Origin of the sequence: Thalassotalea sp. G2M2-11, from assembly GCF_017168195.1 — a bacterium.
Classification (GTDB): Bacteria; Pseudomonadota; Gammaproteobacteria; order Enterobacterales; family Alteromonadaceae; genus Thalassotalea_E.
The window spans coordinates 97,440-119,581 of record NZ_JADNYL010000004.1; the positions used below are offsets into that span (position 1 = coordinate 97,440).

Annotated in this window: 18 protein-coding genes; 6 read left to right on the top strand and 12 right to left on the bottom strand. The window is 39.2% G+C overall.

The genetic code is table 11. The features are described 5' to 3' along the window. Nucleotides 1-51: 51 nt before the first annotated feature. Genes IV514_RS14360 through IV514_RS14385 form a run of 6 tightly spaced genes read right to left on the bottom strand, consistent with a single transcriptional unit; the run spans nt 52 to nt 6,868 of the window. The gene (locus IV514_RS14360) at nt 52-1,389 is read right to left on the bottom strand and encodes a sigma-54 dependent transcriptional regulator (RefSeq protein ID WP_206485977.1); all 1,338 of its coding nucleotides are present in this window, start codon (nt 1,387-1,389) and stop codon (nt 52-54) included. Then, a complete protein-coding gene (locus IV514_RS14365; protein WP_206485978.1) occupies nt 1,386-2,630 on the bottom strand; it encodes an ATP-binding protein in 1,245 nt (414 codons plus the stop codon). The genes IV514_RS14360 and IV514_RS14365 overlap by 4 nt, the downstream gene beginning before the upstream one ends. After that, on the bottom strand, nt 2,620-4,116 hold the full coding sequence (locus IV514_RS14370; protein WP_206485979.1) for a HAMP domain-containing sensor histidine kinase: 1,497 nt from the start codon (nt 4,114-4,116) through the stop codon (nt 2,620-2,622). The genes IV514_RS14365 and IV514_RS14370 overlap by 11 nt, the downstream gene beginning before the upstream one ends. Before the next feature lie 4 nt (nt 4,117-4,120). Next, the gene (locus IV514_RS17645) at nt 4,121-4,603 is read right to left on the bottom strand and encodes a TlpA disulfide reductase family protein (RefSeq protein WP_206485980.1); all 483 of its coding nucleotides are present in this window, start codon (nt 4,601-4,603) and stop codon (nt 4,121-4,123) included. Nucleotides 4,604-4,622: 19 nt separating this feature from the next. Then, a complete protein-coding gene (locus IV514_RS14380; RefSeq protein ID WP_206485981.1) occupies nt 4,623-5,591 on the bottom strand; it encodes a cytochrome c in 969 nt (322 codons plus the stop codon). A 2-nt stretch (nt 5,592-5,593) separates the two neighbouring features. Continuing rightward, a complete protein-coding gene (locus IV514_RS14385) occupies nt 5,594-6,868 on the bottom strand; it encodes a c-type cytochrome (RefSeq protein WP_206485982.1) in 1,275 nt (424 codons plus the stop codon). Nucleotides 6,869-7,126: 258 nt separating this feature from the next. Here IV514_RS14385 and IV514_RS14390 point away from each other — a divergent pair, with 258 nt between their 5' ends. The 4 genes from IV514_RS14390 (at nt 7,127) to IV514_RS14405 (ending at nt 10,298) form a co-directional block, all read left to right on the top strand. Beyond that, complete coding sequence (locus IV514_RS14390) at nt 7,127-8,266, top strand: hypothetical protein (protein ID WP_206485983.1); 1,140 nt, start codon at nt 7,127-7,129, stop codon at nt 8,264-8,266. A gap of 121 nt (nt 8,267-8,387) precedes the next feature. Further along, nucleotides 8,388-8,966: a hypothetical protein gene (locus IV514_RS14395; RefSeq protein WP_206485984.1), complete on the top strand. Its 579-nt coding sequence runs from the start codon at nt 8,388-8,390 to the stop codon at nt 8,964-8,966. Then, nucleotides 8,963-9,739, top strand: a complete 777-nt coding sequence (locus IV514_RS14400; protein WP_206486309.1) for a cytochrome c3 family protein — start codon at nt 8,963-8,965, stop codon at nt 9,737-9,739. The genes IV514_RS14395 and IV514_RS14400 overlap by 4 nt, the downstream gene beginning before the upstream one ends. Nucleotides 9,740-9,755: 16 nt before the next feature. Further along, nucleotides 9,756-10,298, top strand: coding sequence for a hypothetical protein (locus IV514_RS14405; protein ID WP_206485985.1), 543 nt, complete (start codon nt 9,756-9,758; stop codon nt 10,296-10,298). Here IV514_RS14405 and IV514_RS14410 read toward each other — a convergent pair. Together IV514_RS14410 and IV514_RS14415 are read right to left on the bottom strand one after the other, a co-directional pair. Then, nucleotides 10,295-11,368 (bottom strand): DUF1566 domain-containing protein, encoded by a 1,074-nt coding sequence (locus tag IV514_RS14410; RefSeq protein ID WP_206485986.1) that lies wholly within the window; start codon nt 11,366-11,368, stop codon nt 10,295-10,297. The two genes, IV514_RS14405 and IV514_RS14410, sit on opposite strands and share 4 nt — an antisense overlap. Before the next feature lie 265 nt (nt 11,369-11,633). After that, nucleotides 11,634-12,869 carry a hypothetical protein gene (locus IV514_RS14415; protein WP_206485987.1) on the bottom strand — a complete coding sequence of 412 codons (1,236 nt, stop codon included), beginning with the start codon at nt 12,867-12,869 and terminating at the stop codon, nt 11,634-11,636. A gap of 507 nt (nt 12,870-13,376) precedes the next feature. Here IV514_RS14415 and IV514_RS14420 point away from each other — a divergent pair. After that, nucleotides 13,377-14,306 carry a hypothetical protein gene (locus IV514_RS14420; protein ID WP_206485988.1) on the top strand — a complete coding sequence of 310 codons (930 nt, stop codon included), beginning with the start codon at nt 13,377-13,379 and terminating at the stop codon, nt 14,304-14,306. Between the two features lie 148 nt (nt 14,307-14,454). Here the strand turns inward: IV514_RS14420 and IV514_RS14425 are convergent, their stop codons facing one another. From IV514_RS14425 to IV514_RS14440, 4 genes are all read right to left on the bottom strand, one after another. Next, entirely contained in the window at nt 14,455-15,345 is an 891-nt protein-coding gene (locus tag IV514_RS14425; protein WP_206485989.1) for a CHASE domain-containing protein, read from the bottom strand. A gap of 359 nt (nt 15,346-15,704) precedes the next feature. Then, nucleotides 15,705-15,929, bottom strand: a complete 225-nt coding sequence (locus IV514_RS14430) for a TIGR02922 family protein (RefSeq protein WP_206485990.1) — start codon at nt 15,927-15,929, stop codon at nt 15,705-15,707. A 431-nt stretch (nt 15,930-16,360) separates the two neighbouring features. After that, nucleotides 16,361-17,638: a c-type cytochrome biogenesis protein CcmI gene (gene ccmI, locus IV514_RS14435; RefSeq protein WP_206485991.1), complete on the bottom strand. Its 1,278-nt coding sequence runs from the start codon at nt 17,636-17,638 to the stop codon at nt 16,361-16,363. 67 nt (nt 17,639-17,705) lie between these two features. Continuing rightward, nucleotides 17,706-20,285, bottom strand: coding sequence for an EAL domain-containing protein (locus IV514_RS14440; protein WP_206485992.1), 2,580 nt, complete (start codon nt 20,283-20,285; stop codon nt 17,706-17,708). Nucleotides 20,286-20,668: 383 nt separating this feature from the next. Between IV514_RS14440 and IV514_RS14445 the strand changes: the two genes are divergently transcribed. Then, entirely contained in the window at nt 20,669-22,108 is a 1,440-nt protein-coding gene (locus IV514_RS14445) for a 4Fe-4S binding protein (RefSeq protein WP_206485993.1), read from the top strand. Nucleotides 22,109-22,142: the final 34 nt, after the last annotated feature.

The window sequence follows — 22,142 nt, forward strand, 5'->3', positions numbered from 1 at the left end:
TATTAGTGAAGATTTTCACGAGAATTAAATATTGTCTAAGCAAAAATCGTGCTACTCATCAAGTTTTCGGTATAAACTAGATAAGCCCAACCCCAAACGCTCTGCCGCTATTCGTCTATCACCATTTGCAACATTCAGGGCTTTTTTGATCACTTCCTGCTCAAAGTCCTGTACTTGTTCACGTAACGTTTTGACACCTGTTTGAATATTCTTTTGATTTAATAATTGATTAGGTAAGTCTGTTGTCCTGATCATATTGTCATCGGCAAGGATCATGGCCCGAGCAATGGTATTTTCTAACTCCCTGATATTGCCAGGATAAGAGTAATTTTCAATGAGTTCCAGGGCTTCTTGTTCAATTTCATAAGCTTGATTAAGGCCCATTTTTTTTCTTTCTGATTGAATGAAAAATTTGACCAATAACTGAATATCTTCCTTTCTCTCTCTTATTGGCGGTAAATCGATATTGAATATGTTTAAGCGAAAATATAAATCCTCTCTAAACTTTCCTTCTTTGACCATTTGTTGTAAATCACGGTTGGTTGCAGCAATTATCCTAGCATCAATATCAACAAAGCGTTCACTGCCAACCGGACGTGCCCTTTTATCTTCAAGTACATGGAGCAGTTTTACTTGTAGGTGTAATGGTAATTCTCCTATTTCATCGAGAAAGATGGTGCCGCCATTGGCTTCCTCGAACAGTCCTTTTTTGGCTTTATTCGCGCCGGTAAAAGCACCTTTGGCGTGGCCAAATAATTCACTTTCCATTAAAGCTTCGGGGATTGCACCACAGTTCACAGGAATAAAAGTGCCTGAACTTCGATGACTGTTTTGATGAATTGTCCTTGCTGTTATCCCTTTACCCGTTCCGCTTTCACCAGTCACTAATACTGTTGAGTCGGTTTTAGCGACCTTGAGTATTAATCGGTCAACAACGTTCATGGCATCGGATACCATTTGACATTGACTATCGCCAATGCCCATTACTAACTCTCTCAGTACTTTGTTCTCTGAACGTAAACCAATAAAATCAGAAATTTGATTTAATCGATGTACTATATCTTCAGGTCGTAGCGGTTTGGTTAAATAATCATATGCGCCATTGCGCATCGCCTCAATTGCGGTATTAACTGAAGCAAATGCTGTCATAATAATGAACTGACTCTCGATGCCTTTTTCTCGCGCGCGTTTGAGTAACTCAATACCGGTAAAATCAGGCATACGAACGTCACTAAAGACGACATCAAACTCTTTTTTGCTTAATGCCTGTAACGCTGATGTGCCGTCTTCGGCAACATCAATTTCACACCCTTCTCGTTCAATCACATTGGATAGAATATGCCTGATTGCAGGTTCATCATCTACAATAAGTATTTTTAAATTTTTCATGAAACACCACGGTTTATTGGTAGAACAAGTTCTACTTCAGTACTCTTACTTGATTCAGAGGTTATACCTAATTGAATTCCTAATGAGTCTGCCAGACGTTTACAAATCATTAAGCCCAAGCCTGTTCCTTCACTTTTGGTTGTATAGAATGGCTCAAATACTTTTTTTAGCTTGTTTTCTTCGATACCTGGTCCATTGTCCAAAATAGTCGCTTTAACTGCCCCGGCTTCGACAGTTGTACTAATTTTAATGTTTCCGTATTCTCGTTCCTGTAGAGCGTCCATTGCGTTTGACAGTACATTTAGCAAAATTTGAGTTAATTGACCTATATCACTATATACAGCCGGCAGTTGGCCGGTAGTTTCTAATTCAATGGATATATGACGACTGCGCTTATCAAAGCGTGCTAGATCCACTAGTTGTTTTAATAAACTCTGGATATCAATGAGTTGTAAATTGCATGCCTGCTGCTCGGTATCACTACTGATCAAACTAAACTCATTTTTCACCTGACTAATGCGTCTAGTTTGTACCTGAATGGTATTGAGCTGTTCTTTTACATAATCAATCGATAATGACTGTTTATTGTTTTCTAAATGCCACAATAGTTCCGTAGCAATACCTTCAATAGCAGCCATAGGATTACCTAATTCATGCAAAATCCCAGCTAAAAACTCCCCTAAAGTTGCCACTTTATTTTGCTTTTCTAATTGCCGCTCAAGTTTCTTTTGGGTTGTCAGCTCTTGTAGAAAATAAACAAAATCTCCTGTACTTTGCTTTAGCACACTGATATTGGCTGGGTATTTAGCACCACTTTTATGTATAACCGAAAACTGTCCTTTGTCATTGGACAACTTATCGCACGAGCAAATTTTACTAATTTCTATTAATTGACAGGGGATGTTATTTGATAGACATGTTGGTATGCCGTCGATTAAATCAAATATTGAACTTGCTTTTAATTGCGCCAATGACTGACCGACGAGTGTGAGGGCGACATCATTGGCAAAAATTAGTTTTCCAGCTTTATCAGTAATAAAAACTGGTTGGCTGGAATGTTTGACAACTTCAAAATAATTGGCGCTTGCTCTATGGCTTAGTCGTAACAAATATAATAAAACTATAAATGTAAGCACGATCAAAGCTGCAGTAAGACCATAAGTGATGCTAACTGAATCCGTTGACGCAAAAGCCTTAATAGAGATAAGGTTTATTGCTAAGAAAAAGAGCTTATGGTTCAAATTGCTCCCCTTCATCATGTTGATCATCTGAGGTAGTAACAACAAAAGTAATACCTACCTCAGTCCCTTGATTCGGTGTTGAGGTAATATATAGATTGCCTTTATGGGCTTTTACTATGGATAGGCAACTAAATAATCCCATTCCGTTATGTTCAGATGGGTCTTTTGTGGTAAAAAAGGCATCACAAGCCTGAGCAAGAACTTGGTCATTCATCCCTATGCCATTATCCTTGATCATGAGACAAATCTTGTCATCAATATAAGAGGTTTCAATAATAACCTTATGCTTATCTTGAATTTTTGCTTCAAGACTGTTCACTAATATACTATTTAATAGTAGCCGTAATTTACCGTCACAGGCATAAAAGGCAGGCAATGTAGAGTCTAGTGATAACTCAACGTCTACTCCATACCAGCGTTCATCATAATGTAGCAGACTCGCTGTTTTTCTAATGATACTGTTAAAATCAATCAGCTGATATTCTTTGCTTGTTGGTGTGGCTAGGTAAGCTAAATCATTGTTAATTAACTGTAACTTATCACAGTAGTCTTTGATTAAAGTGATATTTGTTTGCAGCTCGGGGGATAAATCTTCCCGTGATCGCTCAATTTCAATGGCGATGCCGTCAATGGCCGCGATAGGATTACCTAGTTCATGCACCAAACCTGTTGTTAATTTTTCAATCGCACCGACACTTTCAAAGTAAGAACGATCAATTCTTTCTATATGTAACTGTCGGTCACGTTCATCCAGCGCGGTTGATAGTTCGTTTATTCCCCGGATCAGCACTCCTATTTCATCATCGCGCTTTGTTGCAAGCGGTGGGCATTGTTTTCTGGCAACGATATCTTTAATTTGTTCCAGTACGCGTTTGATATCAAAAGCCACTTTGCCAAAGAAAAGGTTGGAAATAATAACCAGAATAAAGATGCCAGCCAAAGTGAGCAGTATCAGCCGATTCACCGCCTGATCACTGATTTTTTTATATTCTTTGAATAACTTTTGTCGACTCGCTAAGTTTGCCTGAATTAATTCATTTAGCGCTAATTTATGTTGTTTTAAATTATCTTTAACAACCCGTAAGTCATCTAAGCTGGGAGACATGACCACTTTAGCCAAACTACTTATCAGAGCAAAAAACGACGGGGCTCTTTCTGGGTAAAGTTTTGAGAGTTTGTTGTAGTGTTGAGTGAGTAAATTAAAGTGCTCATGAGTGCCTAAAAGCACTTCCCCTTTTTCTACGGGTTCAAGTACGATTAACAACTGAGTAATGGCATCGAAAACGGCTAAGTCAGCAGCCACCAAGACAGTTTCCGTTTCCTGTAGTGCATCTATTTCATTAATTTTTTGTAGTAAAATGTCTTTCTGGTCAAGACTGTAGATAAATAATGCACAGGCGTATATAGATAACATGGCAACAAACAAAAGCACTCGTCCGCGAATGGTTTTATAAAAACTAAGCTTTTTGTTTTCTGGACTTGTCATGTTTTTACGATTCACTTCTCATAATGTTTTGTAATTCCGTCACCATTTGCTCGGATGACCATTCTCTTGCTCCCAAATAGACTTTGACAATTTTGCCATTTGGACTAACTAAATAAGTCGCCGGGTATGCTGCATTATCGAGAGACTGCTCTATCACCTCCTGTGGACTAATAAATATCGGCAAGCTTATGTCGTATTGTAAAACAAACTCTTTTACTAAATTTAGATCTATATCAACAGATATGAGTTGGATGGAAAGATTTGTTGGTTTGACTTGATTAGCAAGCTCTTGCAACAAAGGCATTTCCTTTCGGCAGGGCTCACACCATGTGGCCCATAGGTTAATCAAACGCCAGCCATTATCTGCTGGCCGCTTGTTTTGTGCACCAGTAAAGAAAAGAGGTTGGCTCGGCGGATTTGGCCACTGTTTTCCTATGAGCTCAGCATACCTTGGCTGGTCGCTACAAGACAGGGAACAAAGCAGCATACCGACAATAATTGAAAAGCTAATTTTTGATATGATGGAATGCCTCGTCTATGTAGCTGATGATTGCATCTATTTGTTGTTCAGACAGAACTGATTCCCATGCGGGCATTGAAGTATTGGTTTTCCCTTTTTTGATCATTGTTTTAAGGACTTCTTTGTTGATATTACTCATAAAAGTAGCATCCCCTAAGTTCTGTGGTTTGTTATCCAAAAAGCTACCTATCCAATTTTGCCCGCTGCCATCCATGGCATGGCAGAATGCGCAGTTATCTCTATATAACTTTTCACCTTGTTTTACTTGTGCTGACTCGGTTTTTAATAACGGAAACGTATCGTGCTTTTGATAAGTACTGGCGCCGGTCATACCATCAAAATTGGTGAATGAATAATTATTTCGTGGATACGAAATTGACTGTGTTTGCCAAATATCGCCAGCTTCTTCTACCCGGCTGTTATCATGGCAGGTAATGCAGCTGGTTAAATACAATTGCAATCCAAGCTTTTGTTGCTCGGTTAGACTTTCCTGTTTGACATCCAGTGCTATTTCTCCAGTTGCGAACGGAAATGCAATTTGATATTTGTTATGGTTTTTCCAACCATTTTCAGCGGTATGGTATCGGGTGTTTTCTCGCTTATTGGTCATAAATTCCTGTCGCACAAAATCAACAACGAGGGCTATTTCGTTGTCAGATAAAAACTTAGTGAAGCCAGTCATTGCGGTATTTTTTTTGCCATGAGTCACCACCGAAATCATTTGCTCTCTTGTCAGGTTTTCCAACGAACTGTTAACAAAATCCCTCGGTTTAGGCTCAAGAAAGCGAGCAGCTAGAGTGTTCGCATTACCAGAGTAGCCATGGCAATAATAACAACGATAGTTATATATTTTTCTGCCCTCAGATAACGCATCATCGCCAGTTGTTTTTTCTGTCGCGAGTATTGCGCCACTAAAAATATACAAACAATAGTAAAAAATAACTCTTATCAACACCTTTAATTTTCCTGCTTACTTACCTGATCAGACCAAAAGTCGGGGTCAACTCTCTTCTGACTAATAAAGGTCATAAAAACGTATTCTGCAATGTCTGCCATTTGTTGATCGGTTAAAACCGTTCCCCATGCGGGCATTTCGGTTCTTACCACACCGGTGCGAATACGCTCATAAATGTGGGCTCTACTAAAACTTGCCCGTGCCGCACTATGTGTGAAGTTTCTCGGTTTTGGGAAAATAAAATAAGATCTGGGACCCTGACCATTACCTTTCACGCCATGACATGAGGCGCAAGTATCTCTGTATAAGTTTCGTCCCGCCATGTAGTCTCCAATAAGTTCATTAGGTAAGGGATCGGTTATATTTAATTTTTTCCCCATATGAGCTTGATGATCATGGGCTTTTCCAGCATAAATATCGTCTTGGCCAATATTGGGATCCTCATTCTCCTGATAAGCTGAACTTTCTAAAAAGGGATCATTGCCTGATTGAGCGAGTTTGTCTATTTCTTGCAAATCAGTGACAGTATTTGATGGCGTGATAGTTTCAATATCTTGTTCATTATAGCTTTGAGCACTTAAAAAGGGATCTTGTGTATCTTGAGATTTGCCCATAACAGAGCCAAAGGCGGTATCATCATCCGATACCTTCATAATTGCTGCTCTAATGTAATCGACTACTGCAGTGACTTGCTGCTCTGATAGTCGAGTTTTCCATGAAACCATTGCTGTTTCAGGACGCCCATTAGTGACGGAGAAAATCATGCGAACGCGTGTCAGTTCAGCTATTTTTTCCGGACTGGTAAAGTTGGCGGGCTTAGGAAATAGCCCCGCTGCTGTCCAAATAGCCCCTTGTCCTTGGTCACCATGACAGACAGAGCAATTATCTGCGAATATCTTTTTACCTTCTTGATAGTTTTCCCCCATGGCAAGTGAAAGCATAAAATTTTCAGTGGCATAATCGACAACATCCAGCATCTGCTGGTAGCTTAATTTATCTCTAAAGCCAGGCATAATTGAGTTGCTAACGCCATCTCGTACGGCTAATAACATTTTTTTTCTGTCATTGGTTTCGGCAAATGCGAGAGAAGTAAAGTCAACTATTTCACCTTCGAGCTGCTCTTTTATCTGAGGAGAGCCCCGTCCATCTGCACCATGGCAAGTAGCACAGTTATTTCGCCAAATTTGTGCCCCTTCTGTTGTTGCTGCTGTTGAGTATGCGCAATAGCATGAAACTGCGTAAAGGGTAAAAAAAACAACTTTTCCAATTATGTTCATAAAACACTCAAATCTATCTACTCTTGAGATCTAGGATGATCTTTATTCTCTATTTTGCATTGAATTTTATTCTCTGGCGAAAATAGCTTCAGAGCTTTTTTAAAAAATATCGGCTTAATATTTGCTTTGTGTTAATCAACTTTCGATAACTGCCGTATTAACCTCTGCGTTGACCGCTGCAATTATCAAGCCAAGTAACTTTGCATGTTTCAAGAGAAGTAACGTTACAATCATTGCAGCGTTTAATAGGAATACAAGATGCCAACACGTGAATTATTTAAGTCATTTGCTTTTAGCCTTACCATAGGCATGGTATTAATATCAGGGTGCTCGTCAAATATTGAGCCTCAGACCAATGAAGTCAAAGAGATCCCTTATCCTGAGCCTCCAGAACAAGTCCGCTTCTATTTTGAGAAAACGTTATTATCAAATTTAGATGTTGAATTTGAGACAGAAGACAGCAAAATATCAAGATACCTAACAGGGACCAATCGTGTTGGTAAAGGCATGCTCAAGCCTTTTGATATTTCGGTTCATAAAGGCAGAATTTTTGTCAGCGATCCCCCGAAACGCACTGTGCATATCTTTGACCCTCAAGAATATTTTTATGGCCAAGTAAAAGCTCCTACCGATTCAGTATTGGTAAAACCTTTTGGCATTGATGTCGATGAGAAAGGAAACCTATATGTTATGGACCAGAGCTCAGGTGATATCAAAATCTATGATAGAGACGGAGAGTACTTAAGAAAAATTGGCGAAAAAAGCTTGTTCTCTATGCCGACTGGACTTGCCGTGACACCTGATGGTAATCGTGTATACATATCTGATACTGGTGGTGTGTCAACACAAAAACATCATATTTTAGAAATGGATGCTTCGACAGGAGAAGTTTTGCGCACTATAGGGACACGAGGCAGCAAAGATGTTGAATTTAACCTTCCAAAAGATATCGCTCTTGATAATAACCTCTTATATGTCGTTGATAGTGGTAATTTTCGAGTTCAAGTTATTGATTTAGCAACGGAAAAACTGGTGTTGAAATTTGGTTCTATTGGGCGTCAGGCCGGTCATTTCAGTCGTCCCAGAGGAATATCTATCGATAATGATAAGAATATTTATGTCTCCGATGCTGCCTTTGGTAATTTTCAAATATTTAATAAACAAGGTCAGTTACTATTATTCATCGGTGAGCGAAGCGATAAATTATACCCAGGTCATTACATGCTCAATTCTGGTATTGCTGTCGATGAAGATGGAAGAATATTAATGGCGGATCAATTTCATCGTAAAGTTGATATCTTTAGGCCGGCAGCTCTTGATAAAACCCAAGGCTACTTAGGTGTATTGTCGCCACCAACGGATAAAGAATACCAAGCAATCAAGGCTAAGAAAAACTGATAACGACATTAACGTACATTCAAACTGTAGCGTGTTACCAGCTTAGGTTTAAAGTTGTTAAAACGTTCAGCAGGGCTTCATTGAATGAAACCCTGCTGTCAAAAAGACCGTCGGACACAAGATGAATATTACTAACAACCCATATATATCAACCCATAAGCAGCGATTTACTCATCATGCTATGAACTTGAGTTTATTTAAACGTGTTGCAACAGTCGCACTCTGGGTAAGTGTTATAGCGTGTTTATCCTTGGCCATCTTGATTGTTAGTATGGATGTGCCTGACGGTGATTATTTGTCAATCTTGCAGTCTTTGACAAACTCACAAAATAATCTTTCAGTTATTCTGTTGGGCGTTGGTATTTGGTTAATTGGTGCCACCGCAGCAACTACCTATGTGATCACCTTATATAGCAGTTTTCGCGTAGCGGGGCCGTTATTTAGATTTGCCAGAAATTTGGAGTTTGGACATCAACATAAAACACCTCTCCCGTTTATCAAAATTCGTAGTTATGACTACTTTCAGGAAGAGTGTGTGTTGATGGAAACAAGCATTAATGCCTTGTTAGAGCACTATCAGGTGCTACTGACTGAAGTCGATCGGCTTGCCAAATTAAACAGTCAAGCATCATCAGATAAGAAAAAAATGATAGACAGCATCAATAAAATCAAAGCGCTGGAGGCCAGATTAACTTTATGAAGATGATGGTGCTCTTGTTAGGGCTAATCGCTATTATTGCCTTTGGTATCTCCCTAGTGATAGGCCGTCAGTCGCCACATTTATTGGTAAGTAACTGTCAAAGTTGTCACTTGGCCTCTAATGAAATAACCCCAAAAAATGCCTACATGCTGCTTAACTCGCAAGAGGTCTTATGTGCAAGTTGTCATCCAAATGCCATCAAGGCGAGCCATCCTTCAGGCTTTTCTCCAAACAGAGAATTACCTGATATTTATCAGCTAAATTGGGAAAACAAGCTTACCTGTAGCACTTGTCATGATATACATAGCGATAAACAGGGCTTAATGGTTACTAATCGAAAGGGAAAAGCCTTTTGTCATGACTGTCACCAAGCAAGTTTTTTCGACAATATGAAAGACTTAGGTACTTCCCTGTTTATTTCAGGGCATACGGTTGCGCAAAACGAACCTTTTGGCGAAAAAATAGACTCGTTTTCCGCAAAATGTATTGAGTGCCACAGTAATGAGTCTGGAAACTTGGCCATAACGTTGACAAATAACAACAGCATCAGTCATTCAAATGGTAGAGTCAGTCACCCCATTGGCCGAGATTATAATGAAGCAGCCAAATATGGTGGCTATCGGCCAATAAAATCAATAGACAAACGGATTAATTTGCCGGAAGGAAAGGTGAGTTGTATTTCCTGCCATAAAGCCTACGCAAAGGTACATGGCGAAGGTGTGTTTGCAGGGGCTTCACAATACAAGCTTTGTAATAGTTGTCATGATATTTAACCCATAGAGCGTGCACATGCATAACAGAAGAAAAATTAAATATATCGATAAAAATTTACAGGGCTATTTGATGGCTTTGCTCATCGGCTTAGAAGTTATCATGATCATTGCTGCTATGGCCTACCTGTATTTTAGCTTTAACAGTATTTATGACGCACAAATTTATCAAATACATAAAGATGTTAACGAGCCATTCTATCGTTTGTTTCTCGTTGAAATGATCAAGGTTGTGGCTATCATGAGTCTGATTAATATTGCTGCACTGTTTATTGCACACGTCATTTGGCTAAAACATATAAACTTAATTATTAAACACTTAACGGATACTATGCGTAATATTGGTCAATTAAACTTCAGTTTTACTCCTGCTGATAATGTGCCAAATCACGACCTTTCTATTCAAATTAAGCAATGGCAAGCTCATGAAGTAGTACGCGCCCAGACCATTCGCGATACTGTGAAGCAGTTACCTGACAAAGCAGAAGAAATTGATCAACAGTCTCTTACCTGCTTGATTGATAAACTCCAACAGCAATTAACCTTTACTAAAGGGCATTAATTTTGTGGTTTTTCCAGCATTTTTCGCCCATTTTCACCCATACCATCATGTGCTATTGAATGACATCGTTCACAGGTATTTACATTAAATGCTACTCGTCCATGGCAGGCACCGCAGTGATTCCCCATATAGATAGATGCCATTGAAATATTTGCCTTGTTTTGGCTGCTGCTAAATAGTTTTTCATGGCAATTTTTACAAGACAGCCACTGAGTATGGGTTTTATGCGGAAAAACGACCCATGGCATGGTTGCCGTATCTTTATAGATAATATCTTGTTGCCAGATGATCATTTGCTCTGCTTGATCGGCATACTTATGGCTTCGGGGTTCTATGAGCTGCTGGTTGAGAGCTTTGGCCCAGTCAGGGTGACCAGAGCTGTCTTTTGGTAGAAAACTTAATGTGTCTTCATAGGTCTGTAATTTGGTTACATCCGGGTTGGTTAGTGCGTGCACACCGTCATTCCATCGTTGCAAATCTTCTTGTCGTTTCTCCTCCGTTGTTTTCGGTTTATTTAACAAGACAGAATTGCCGCGCACTAAGCGAATATAATGTGATGACACCGATTTTAAAATTGTTTTTGAACTACCGTCTTCAAAATCAGTCACCCATGCATATTGATCATTGGCTGTCATAGGGCTAATTGACCAAAAACGCCAACTAGGTGTATTGGGAAATACTGCTGTGTTTATCGCAGGAGATTGGCATCTATGCTCGACAATAGTCAGCAATTCATTAATTGTTGGTAGTCGCCATTCGTTATCTTTGGTTAGCTGACGAAACCGAGCTACTTCTTTTATTGCGCCTTGGTAAGTGAACCAGGACTTTACCTGCTTTTTAGTGATTTCCTGACATTGCTTGTTAGTTTCATCCCAAGATTGCCCTATGGCGCATCGCGTCCACTCCAGCCCAGTTACTCTGTCCCGGACATAATAATTATTATCAAAGATAACGTAACGCTCTAATGGCATTGTTCTCGCGCCATCTTCATTGCAAACCTGCTCAGTAGCTCCTGAAAATGAAAATATTGATAATAAAAATGCAACTACTGTTGGGTATCGATAAAACATATGCCATTACGCTCAATGAAACTTGTTAGAAGTACGCTGTATGAAACAAGCCATCACCCAAACACACCACACAAATGTAAGCATACTGTATTTAATGTCAGTGGGGTAACTTATTGACAGCAATATATAAACTCTAAATAGCAATAATTAAACCAAATAAGGCTATCGGTACATAATGTTTGCAATCAGCACAGTATTAAAAAAGTTATCATGCCCGACCATGCATGAACAGATGCGCGAAAAATTTAACGGTTTTTATACAGTGCTACATTCTTCGTACGGTACGAGGGAAGAAGGATTTCACTATTAATATTGAGGTGGCGATGGCTATCACTGCCCCTAGCACGATGAGGGCGATAGCACTCCCTTGCCAAACGGTTAGTATGCCTTGTTGTTCAGCCACCAGTTTTCTGCCTATGCCCAGGCTGCCAGCCCATGATAAGCCGATGATCAGTAGGATAATGCCACCCGCATACAACAGGGTAAGTTTCTCGGAGTAGGCATTAAGCTTATTTTTGAGCAAGATAGCAAAAAAGGCTAAGTTGAAGGCGCCTGTCATGCCATGATAATGGCCAGGAATGCTTAAGGTACCAGGCACAATAATCATACCCACTAACATCCCCATTGCAGCAACAGACAAAGAAAAACCTAGGTATAAGTTGCTGAGCTTTTCTTTTAACACTTGCCATGCCACTGCAGCCATAGGCCACCAGCTAAATAAAGTCATTTGCCAAGTGAACACTTGGCGTTTGATTAACTCGTCTGCACTAAAATATTGAATGCATAGTGCGATGATACAAGTGCCTCCGGCAACCCAGGATGATAATCTCAATATTGGCAAAACTTTCTCACAATTAAGAAAGTAAGACCACATCGCTGCAATCAACAGGCTATTCATGGTTTGCTGAATATGTCCTGGCGCCCACAGTAGTTTTTCAAAGCTACCGTCTGAGGAATAGTTAACATCAACAACCAGTAAGTTGCCAATAATTGAAAAAACTAATATTAACCACACAAATGCCGCAGACTTTGCCAAAAACAGTTTTGCCTGCTTGTTGTCACTGCAGCAGATCACTTCCAGGGCAAGAATAGATACGGAGACAACCTGTAAAATCAGAGAAAGAATAAAAATATCGCTATGTAATATTGGATAGTAGTTGCTCAAAGAGATGTCATTTTGAATATCCATTAATGATAAGGCTAAAAAAATAAAAGCCAAACCAGATAAACAGAGGGCCAATTTTCCTTTGAAGTTATTAAGCTGAAACAGCTTTCGCCAGTACCAGCAGGCAGCCATAGGTACCCAAAATACCATGGCCAGATTTACATGATATGCCAAAACCCCCTTAAATAACGTATGCGCTGAGCCAAAAGGGAAAAAAGGGATTTTCAACAAGATAAGTAAAATAGCTAAAACATTGGCTAATAAAAGCGATAATAAAGCGGATGCTAGCCAGGTTTCAGTAGACTTAATGCCTGTGTTACTCAGAGTGCTTACCATTAATTATCGTACTGCCTATTTGTCAGAATATGAGGATTATACTGATTGTTGAACCGATAAAAAGCAGCTTTAAAAAATCACTGCTATTTTTACCGACCAGGGCGTGCTGATCTTTGCTGTTTGATTTTTGTTCAAGATAAAAGCGTTTTAAACGCGGCGTGAGGAATGACGCTTAGCCATCTAAGCAAATCTTCTCACCACAAAGAGTAAAACGCTTTTAACCGAACCTTTCTGGCAGCGTTTGTTGGAAAAACAAACTTGAAAGATCAGCACGCCCTAATATTAATGGTGATAGCTAGCAATTTAGCTACCACTTTATCATTTGATTAAACTTTCTCTGGCATAGTTATTGCTCAAAGTGAGATATCGTCATATTCAGTAAATAGTCTGGTGACTTATCGATTAAGCCCTAGAGATTAGTGCCCCCCGTTGAATTTTATTCACAATAATCTTCAAGGGCTTAATCAATAGGTTGTCAGCCTCTACACCTCACAATTGGAAAATGTCATGTTTAGAACATCTAAAATACTGTTACCAGCCTTACTACTTGTTTCTCTAAGCGCTTGTGAACAAGTGAAAGAGTCTAATGCGGAACAGAACTCTCATAATAGTACTGCAAGCTTGCCAGCTAACCACCCAGCCATCAATCAGGCTACGCAGGCAAATGCACTAGGTAACTTAGCGGGTGGTGTTATTAAAGAAGTACTCAGTGGTGGAGGCTATAGCTATGTACGTGTAGAAACCAATGGTGTTGAAATGTGGGCCGCCGGACCACAAACCCAAGTAGAAAATGGCCAATTAGTTGGCTGGTATAACAGTACATTAATGAGAAACTTTAATAGCAAGTCATTGAACCGAACCTTTAAGGAAATTCATTTTGTTAGTCAGTTTGTCGACCCAACAAAAGCTGAGACAGTGGCAAGCTCACCACGTACTGGCATTAACCATCAAACACAAGCACCATCAGGTATGGGAGGTATTGTCGAAAATGTCTTAACAGGAGGTGGTTACACATATGTGCTGGTCAACATAAATGGGCAAGATGTTTGGGCCGCAGGGCCAGTGGTCGATGTAAAAAAAGGAGAACAGGTAAGCTGGAGTGGCGGTTCAAAAATGTTCAACTTCACCAGCAGTACTTTGGACAAAACCTTTGATGAAATATATTTTGTTGCTGGCTTTAATAAAGGCGTAAACTCCCAGCAACCACAAATGCCTACTACGGGCCTAGTGACGCAAGTGATCACGTCAGCAGGCTACACATATATCGAGGTTAACTCAAATAGCAAAACTCTCTGGCTAGCCGCACCGGAGCACCCAGTTAAAGAACAAGATAAAATAAGCTGGACTGATGGCTCAGCCATGCATAACTTTCAAAGTCGTTCACTCGACCGAGTATTTAAAGAGATTATCTTTGTTGATGGCATAACGGTTATCTGAAATCCCTTCAAATGAACTGATTGGTGGATTAGGGGAGTAATCTGTTCTTAATTCACCTTTTTTTTGACATATTGTTAGTCTTGATATTGAGAGGAAATATCGTCTTATCATTGTATTTAGGCGTGCAATTGTTCAAAGATAACACCAATTAAGTGTCAGTTCCCTTCCTTGACGAACGTTCTTTTAGATAGTGATAAAAAGAATAACTAAGAAAAACGTCTAGCAGAAACAAAATAATCGATAATGACCACAATTCAGGGTTGTGAAAAAATTGGTGATTTTCTTCTATATTCAAGTGCCAGATAGCATTGGGTAACTCAATTGTTTCATGAAACTGTTCGGAGACTTCGCCATCTACATTGGAATAAAAAATATCTTTTTCACCAGTGTCAGGATGGTTTCTCCATAGCTGAAAAAAATCTCCTCGATTATCGAGTTCATTTAAGCTAGATGTCATAATTAGTGTTTCTAAGCTGATAAGTGTTGACGCAAAGCCCCAAAAATAGTGCTTATTTTGCTTGCTATCTTTACCTGCTATTTTATCGACAAATATTGGTTGTCTGCCGATGATAGCGACACCACCTTGTTTAAGCTCGAAAGGGCCAGCCAAGGTTAGCTTGTTAGATAAGATGGCTAATTTAGCTTCGTTTCGTCGGTTATCATCTTGCAGAATGTTATGACCCATGGCCTTTTCATGGCCAGCAAGAGGATAGATGTATTGAACAATGCCTTTAGGGGCTAACTGTAGATTTGTTATTCCTCCGGTTGCCTCAATCAGCTCTTGAGCAAACAGATCAAAATGTTCTGTATTTCCACCGTTGGATTTGAGCCAGGCAGCTAGGACTCTGGCTGTCGCTAGTGCACGGTTCACCGACTCTTCCATTGATAAAGCATGAGTGTGTATCAGGTTTTCGATATCGTGTTGCCTGAGCTGCTGCCATTTTTTATTGATACCGTTGAGGATAAAGACACTAACAACCAAGGCAATAATAAACAGAAGAAGGGCGTATAATTTGATTTTGGCTTGTGACATTATCATTAGTGTATACCCGTTAATATAGATATAAGCGCTTAACTATATTAACAAATTTCTAACTAATGGAGGTAGGTTTATTTCAAATAGAAAAATAGGGATTGATTTAGATCACAATAAGCTAATTTAACCTAGTTAATGACAAGCATTCATTCTCGCCTCTGTCTCGCCACTATAGCGTTTTTAGCGGCGCAATGACCTATAAACAGTCATATCGTATACAGCGGTGGGCTATTGAGTCAGACTTACCATAGTACCCATTACTTTGTATGCATCTCATCACATGCCAAATAACATGTTTTTGTGATAAATGTCACATTTGCACTGATGCTATCGAGAGCGGTATTGCAACATAATGATTCAGTTTATGCCACATGATGCAAGGGCAGAATACGATCGCCTACTTTATTAATTATATTTATTTCGCCGTCACAGACAGCAATAATTGACTTGCCTCGTTTAAAGGTATCAGGAATGATCACTCGTCCCCGCTCACTTTTAATAAACGAATGAGTTTCGTGCATTAATTCCAGTGATGTATCATCATAAAAAATAACTGTCACTGTTTGAGATTTATACTGTAAATTCATAAACTTCTCACTTTTAAAATGATCTAATAACAGTTTTAATACAGCAAAAAGCACACCAAGCATCAGTTGATAACGTGTTAAATTCGGTTTTATTGATCTGCTTTAAACTTAACTGCTACAAGTGTTTTTCTTGCTAGTAAAACAATGAGAGTTTCATCGAAAAGTGTCGCTATTTTCTTTACATCGTGCTGAATTTCTCCATCAAGGTGGCTGAATCTTTTTTCAGAAGAAAAATACGTTAGTTACGATGGCAGTGATAGGAGAAAGCTGTTCTATAACTACAATTTCAACAGCTAGTTCACATCGAGCTGAGTATTTAAGCTAAGCTTAGTGTTCTCTTATCAATAAGGCGTTCATGCTCTGTCGTTTTTTCTCATCTTTGGGAATATAATCTTAAAAATGACAATTGATATCTTGCTAAGATAACAGAGCTAGTTAGGAACAATGTGATCAACGGACATACTGATAATGTCTTTATGGTTCACGTCTACAGCCAATCGCTCACTGATAAAGTCGCCAGGATTAATAGAAGGAACGCCTTGCATTGACACTAAAGCATAGAGGTTGACCTTATCCACACTATTCAAATTCATGGTCGCGGACATTGCTAAAGAATTATCAAGCACTATCGTTGTTGGTAGATCGCTGGCGTAAACTTTTACTGCTGCTAGTGGCATACGAGAGTCGGCAGTTGTGGGGACAGCATAAACAAAGACGATCTTATCTTCCCCTTGCTGCAAACGTGCTAATATGTCCGGCGAAAATGAGAGGTCAATGGTCAAGCGAGGTTGATTAACATCCTGTTTTGCTTGATTAGTGTCTACATCACCTAAGATTTCACCTCGAGTAGAGAGTTGATTTTTGGCCTCAGTAATTGCCCCAACTAACGCTCGGGTATTGATCCCAGGTCTACCACTGTTAAGCACTTTTTCCCAGTAACTGATGGCAAGTGAAAATTTGTTTTGGGCGTAACTATTCATGCCAAGCAAGATGTTGGTTGAGGCGTCAATAGGATCTAAAGAAAGCGCTTTATCGATTAACGCCTGAACTTGCTCATTGATATGTTCGCCATTTTTGTAATACAAAGCCTGCGCTTTAGGCCCTATCAATTCAGCATGCTCGCCGACAAGAGTCATTACCTGATCAAAAGCGTCAACAGCATTGTCATACTGCCCTATGCCGATAAATGCATGACCTAAACTGAACCAAGCTTGCGAGTTGGTTGGTTCATTAGCAACCTTTTGTTGCAACTGTTGAACTTTAAGCAAAGCCATTTGATTCATATCCAGATTTGCATGAGGATCCTCAGCACTTACAACTGCTGGTTGTTGCAGTAAGTCATATGCGCCCAGTTGTAAATAAAAGTAGAAACTCGCAGCGCCAATAAACATGCTGATACTAACGGGCCATAAGACGGACAGATAACCTACTTGCCCTGAATGTTTCTGAGGCTCAGAGGTGTTGACGTCGTGTAATAACGTCTTATCTAGCTCGGTTTTTAACTCGACAAAAGTTTGTTGATCTATTTCCCCGCCATTCAAATCCTTCTCTAATTCTTGTAGGTGTTCATGATAGAGTTCGATGTTTGTGTCTTGGCGAACGTCTTGTTTGACATTTTTTATACCTTTGGCTCCAATAAAATAGCCATAAAATACAATGCTAAAAGCCCCTACTATTAAGAGCGGCGCTAGGATCCAAAAATTAGTCATACTGTTATAAAATTCCGTAAGTAAATCTAATAAAATTAATCAATTGAGTCATTGTTTCATAAAGCAGTTAACATGACTCAGTTAAAAACATGGTTAACTTTTCAGCGGGTACGGGTCTTGAAAAAAAGTACCCCTGAAATACATCACAGCCTAAATCAGCCAAAATTTCTTTGTGTAGCAAGGTTTCGACGCCTTCTGCGACCACCTTCAAATTCAATCCTTTTGCCATTGCAATAATCGCCCGAACTATCGTGTGACTTTCGGGTTTTACACCTAAACTTCGGACAAACGATTGATCGATTTTAAGTTCAGTTAACGGGTATTGCTGTAAATAAGACAGTGAAGAAAAACCGGTGCCAAAATCATCTAACGACAACTCAATACCACTTCTTCGAATATCACCTAACATTTCAAGTAAATCCCCATGATCGGTCATTAATACATCTTCAGTGATTTCTAAGATAATACGTGATTTATCAACTTGCGCTTCTTCAATGATATTTCGTATGGTTTGATGGGTATGCTCTAGCGCAAATTGTCGTGGGGAAATATTGATAGAGACGGTGAATTTTTGTTGAAATTGTTTCGACCACATTCGAATTTGCTGGCAGGCTTTTAATAAGATCAAATTGCCCAGTTCGACTATATGGCCAGTTTCCTCTGCCAATGAGATAAAATACCCAGGCGCTAATAACCCTTTTGTAGGATGCTGCCAGCGCACTAAGGATTCAACCCCCAGCAACTTACCTGTTTGTGAATCTACCTGAGGTTGATAATATAAAACAAACTGATCTTCTTTAATGGCAAGGGTCAATTCCTGCTCAAGTTCCCACCGTGATTTGATTTCACTCTGTAACGCGTCATCATAGACAAAATATAAATTGTCACCTTCCTGTTTAGACTTTAATAATGCTTGCTCAGCCATGCTATAAAAGTTATCAGTACTGATCGTAGAACTTGCCGTTGAGGCAATACCGATATTACAGGAAATAGTCACTTGTAAGCCTTCCGCTTCTATAGGGGCGGAGAGTTCATCACAAATTTGATGTGCCATTTCATCTAAACAAAAGTCATTGTTTTGCATGCCGAGTAACAGCACAAAATTATCGCCTGAAATCCTTGCGATCACCGTATCTTTGGCAACAATGCGTTTTAGCCTTCTACTGGTTTCCAGCAATATGGTGTCACCCACATTATAATTGTAGTTCTCATTGATTCTCGCTAAGCCATTGATATCAAGGTGCATAAGGTAAAGTTTGTCTATAGAATCTTCATCTAATTGATCAATTCTCTCTGCCAAGGTATAAAAGAAAAAGCTTCTATTTGGCAGCATGGTAAGAGGATCAAAATTGGCCTGAAAATACATTAACTCTTCTTTTTCTTTATATTTGGAAATATCACTAAATACCGCAATGTAGTTAGTGATTGACTGATCGTTATCATAAATAACCCGAATATAAAGCCATTCTGAAAATAACTTCCCTTGTTTGTTTTTGTTGATGATTTCCCCTTCCCACATGCCGTGCTGTTCCAAAGAGTCTCTCATTTTTTGATAGAACTCCTGATCATGTTGACCCGATGATAAGAAGCCAGGAGTCTTGCCTAAAATCTCGCCAATGCTATACCCGGTAATATCACTAAATGCTTTGTTGATTTGGATAATTCTGTTATCTGCATCGGTGATAAAAATGGCTTCTTTGACTGAATTAAAGGTTTCTGCCGATAAATTGGACCACTGATGAAACTCTTCTGTTGAAGGCGTCGCTCCAAGAGAAAACTGTCTGATATCAAAGTGTTCAGAGCCTAATTCGGATAAATGCTGATCGGTAATATAGAGCTGTAATCGACGATTCAGCTTAGGTTGTAGTTCATTGAGCAAATGGTGAAAATGTAGTCTGTCTGTTAATGGTGCTCTACTGATAATGACAAGGTATGCCAGTACTTTTCCTTGATCATTAAAAAATGGGACTCCCGCATAGCTTTCAGCTGACATCTCAACCAACATTTTGTCTTCAGGGTAGAGTTTTTGAATGTCTTTTTTATGTGTACAAATTTTTCCCTTGGCCGTGATATCACAAGGTGTTCCTTTTAAATCATAAATAAGTTCATCAAAAAATTTTCCATCTTGGATACCAACCAATGATTTTGCTGACTTTCCACCTTCAATAGGTAATGCCAACATGACAAAATCAGCTTTGCTATCCTGATAGAGCGTACCAATGAGTTTTCGGATATGTCGTAATTGAGAATTGCCTAATTGACGCCAGTCTTCTACTTTTGATCTGGCTTCGAGAATGCTTTGAGGCTGTAAGTCATGATCTCTGAGAATGATAAGTACAAAGAGTTGACCGACAGCATTCAGGTAAGGGTAGCTAATATGCTTGATTCTGTGACTGCTACCATTGTCGTTTGTTAATAAATATTCAAACTGAACAGGTTTACTTTCAATATCGTAGTTAAACAGTGTATCCCTAGCATCTTCACTTAAATGTTCAATTTTATTCAGCCAGTTTTGTTTGACATTCTCATTTTTAGATTCAATGCCAACAATGCTGTCAAAACATTTTGTGTATTCAACAATCGCATCTGCTTTAGGATCATAAACAAAGACACAATCTCCCATTAAGATAGCATGTTGTTTAATCATTGGATGAAAATTTGAATGTAAGTATGAGTTCATAAAGTCAAATGATTTTTATTGAATAATGCTGTTTATTTGAAGTTTTATACCAGCACGTTTTATGCCAGCTGTAGTTGTTGAAAAACTGGAGTATCAAGGCCTCTGGCAGATAAACCAACACTTATACTATTGAAAGTATGGCTTTTATTGCTTAAATGAGATGAATTTTCATCATAAACCGCTATAGACGCCAATGTTGATTAGAGTCAACTAATCCTTCATTAATGCAAATACTTATCACTCTTGGTTCAAAATTCGCATGCAGAATGACATTAACATTGATTTTAAAGGATGCCCTTTTTGTGGTGGCATCAAGAGAAATCAAAGAAAAAAGACATTAGAGCTAATTTATGACCAAGCAGTATGAGACAATTGATGTACTTGATATAACCCCTAACGCTAGTACGAGTGTGTATTCATCATCTCGTTTAACTGGGCTTGAATGGTTTTTTCATCGTCATAAAGACAAACTCAAATGGTTTCATCTGGCAATGTTTGTGCTTTTTTTGATCATATTGTTTGTTCCTCTGTTTTTACCCGAACCTAGTGAACAGGCGACGCCATTAGATAATTTCACCGTTTTTGCTAATTACCTTATGTGGGGCTTATGGTTTCCATTGGTTTTTCTCTCGGTAATTTTTACTGGTCGTTCATGGTGTGGCCTTTTATGCCCTATGGGAGCTGCCAGTGAATGGGCGAATAAGCGCGGGTTACAAAAACAAATACCAGCATTTATTCGTTGGGAAGGAATGCCAATTATCAGCTTTTTACTGATTACATTTTTAGGGCAAACAGTGGGAGTTAGAGACCATCCAGAAGCGCTAGCTGAAATATTTGGTGGTGTTATGTTGATGGCGATCATCGTTGGCTTTATTTGGGGTAAGAAAAACCGAGCATGGTGCCGACATATATGCCCGATCGGCTTGTTACTTGGATTATTTTCGCGCTTGGGTATTGTTCAGTTTATATCGAAGAAACATAAGCCCGGCGGTGATAAATATGCCGAACAGAGCTTTTGTCCAACAATGATAGACTTGCGTCATAAACAAGAGTCGCGCCATTGTATTGAATGTTTTCGTTGTGTAAATCCAGAAGCTAAATCAAGCGTTATGGTCAAACTAAGAAAGCCGGGGCGGGAAGTCGAACGAATTAAATCACATAATCCTGGTGCTGCTGAGGTGTGTTTTTTTCTGCTTGGCACAGGGTCTGCTCTAGGCGGTTTCTTATGGCTTACCTTACCGATTTATCACCAAATGAGACAGGTCGTTGGAGAGTGGTTTGTCGAAAAAGGTTGGTACTGGATTGGTGAGGCTGGCCCGTGGTGGTTAATGAGTAATCATCCAGAACGTAGAGAGGTCTTCAATTGGTTAGATTTTCTATCCATTATTGGTTTTATGGCAATAGTCACTCTTTGTTTTGCTATTACCCTGTCAGTGATTAATGTTGTCACTACATGGTTGGCACAAAAAGCGGGCTCAACCGATAGCTTTAAGCATAGTTTTAAAGAATTGGCCTATCAGTATATGCCGATAGCCATGGTGTCGTTATTAATTGGTTTAGGTGGCAAATTATTTGAGTGGTTAATGATATTCGGCTTAACCGAAGCAAATGTTGTCACTATTAAGCTTGCCGTTTTTTCACTGAGTATTATCTGGAGTTTGAAGTTAGGTTGGGAGATTCTGGCAGGACAACAAATAGGTAGGCTGGCAAGGATATTGCCTTGTTTATCAGGACTGTTCGGTAGCTTGTTTGTCGGTTTATGTTGGTGGCCAGCAATCTTTGGCCTGTAGTTTTTATTTGATTGAAAATATGTAGAGATATTAT

Coding starts and splice junctions, on each gene's coding strand:
- IV514_RS14360 (WP_206485977.1), bottom strand. CDS start 1,389: ATGAAAAATTTAAAAATACTTATTGTAGATGATGAACCTGCAATCAGG.
- IV514_RS14370 (WP_206485979.1), bottom strand. CDS start 4,116: ATGACAAGTCCAGAAAACAAAAAGCTTAGTTTTTATAAAACCATTCGC.
- IV514_RS17645 (WP_206485980.1), bottom strand. CDS start 4,603: ATGCTGCTTTGTTCCCTGTCTTGTAGCGACCAGCCAAGGTATGCTGAG.
- IV514_RS14385 (WP_206485982.1), bottom strand. CDS start 6,868: ATGAACATAATTGGAAAAGTTGTTTTTTTTACCCTTTACGCAGTTTCA.
- IV514_RS14390 (WP_206485983.1), top strand. CDS start 7,127: ATGCCAACACGTGAATTATTTAAGTCATTTGCTTTTAGCCTTACCATA.
- IV514_RS14395 (WP_206485984.1), top strand. CDS start 8,388: ATGAATATTACTAACAACCCATATATATCAACCCATAAGCAGCGATTT.
- IV514_RS14400 (WP_206486309.1), top strand. CDS start 8,963: ATGAAGATGATGGTGCTCTTGTTAGGGCTAATCGCTATTATTGCCTTT.
- IV514_RS14405 (WP_206485985.1), top strand. CDS start 9,756: ATGCATAACAGAAGAAAAATTAAATATATCGATAAAAATTTACAGGGC.
- IV514_RS14410 (WP_206485986.1), bottom strand. CDS start 11,368: ATGTTTTATCGATACCCAACAGTAGTTGCATTTTTATTATCAATATTT.
- IV514_RS14415 (WP_206485987.1), bottom strand. CDS start 12,869: ATGGTAAGCACTCTGAGTAACACAGGCATTAAGTCTACTGAAACCTGG.
- IV514_RS14420 (WP_206485988.1), top strand. CDS start 13,377: ATGTTTAGAACATCTAAAATACTGTTACCAGCCTTACTACTTGTTTCT.
- IV514_RS14425 (WP_206485989.1), bottom strand. CDS start 15,345: ATGATAATGTCACAAGCCAAAATCAAATTATACGCCCTTCTTCTGTTT.
- IV514_RS14430 (WP_206485990.1), bottom strand. CDS start 15,929: ATGAATTTACAGTATAAATCTCAAACAGTGACAGTTATTTTTTATGAT.
- ccmI (WP_206485991.1), bottom strand. CDS start 17,638: ATGACTAATTTTTGGATCCTAGCGCCGCTCTTAATAGTAGGGGCTTTT.
- IV514_RS14440 (WP_206485992.1), bottom strand. CDS start 20,285: ATGATTAAACAACATGCTATCTTAATGGGAGATTGTGTCTTTGTTTAT.
- IV514_RS14445 (WP_206485993.1), top strand. CDS start 20,669: ATGACCAAGCAGTATGAGACAATTGATGTACTTGATATAACCCCTAAC.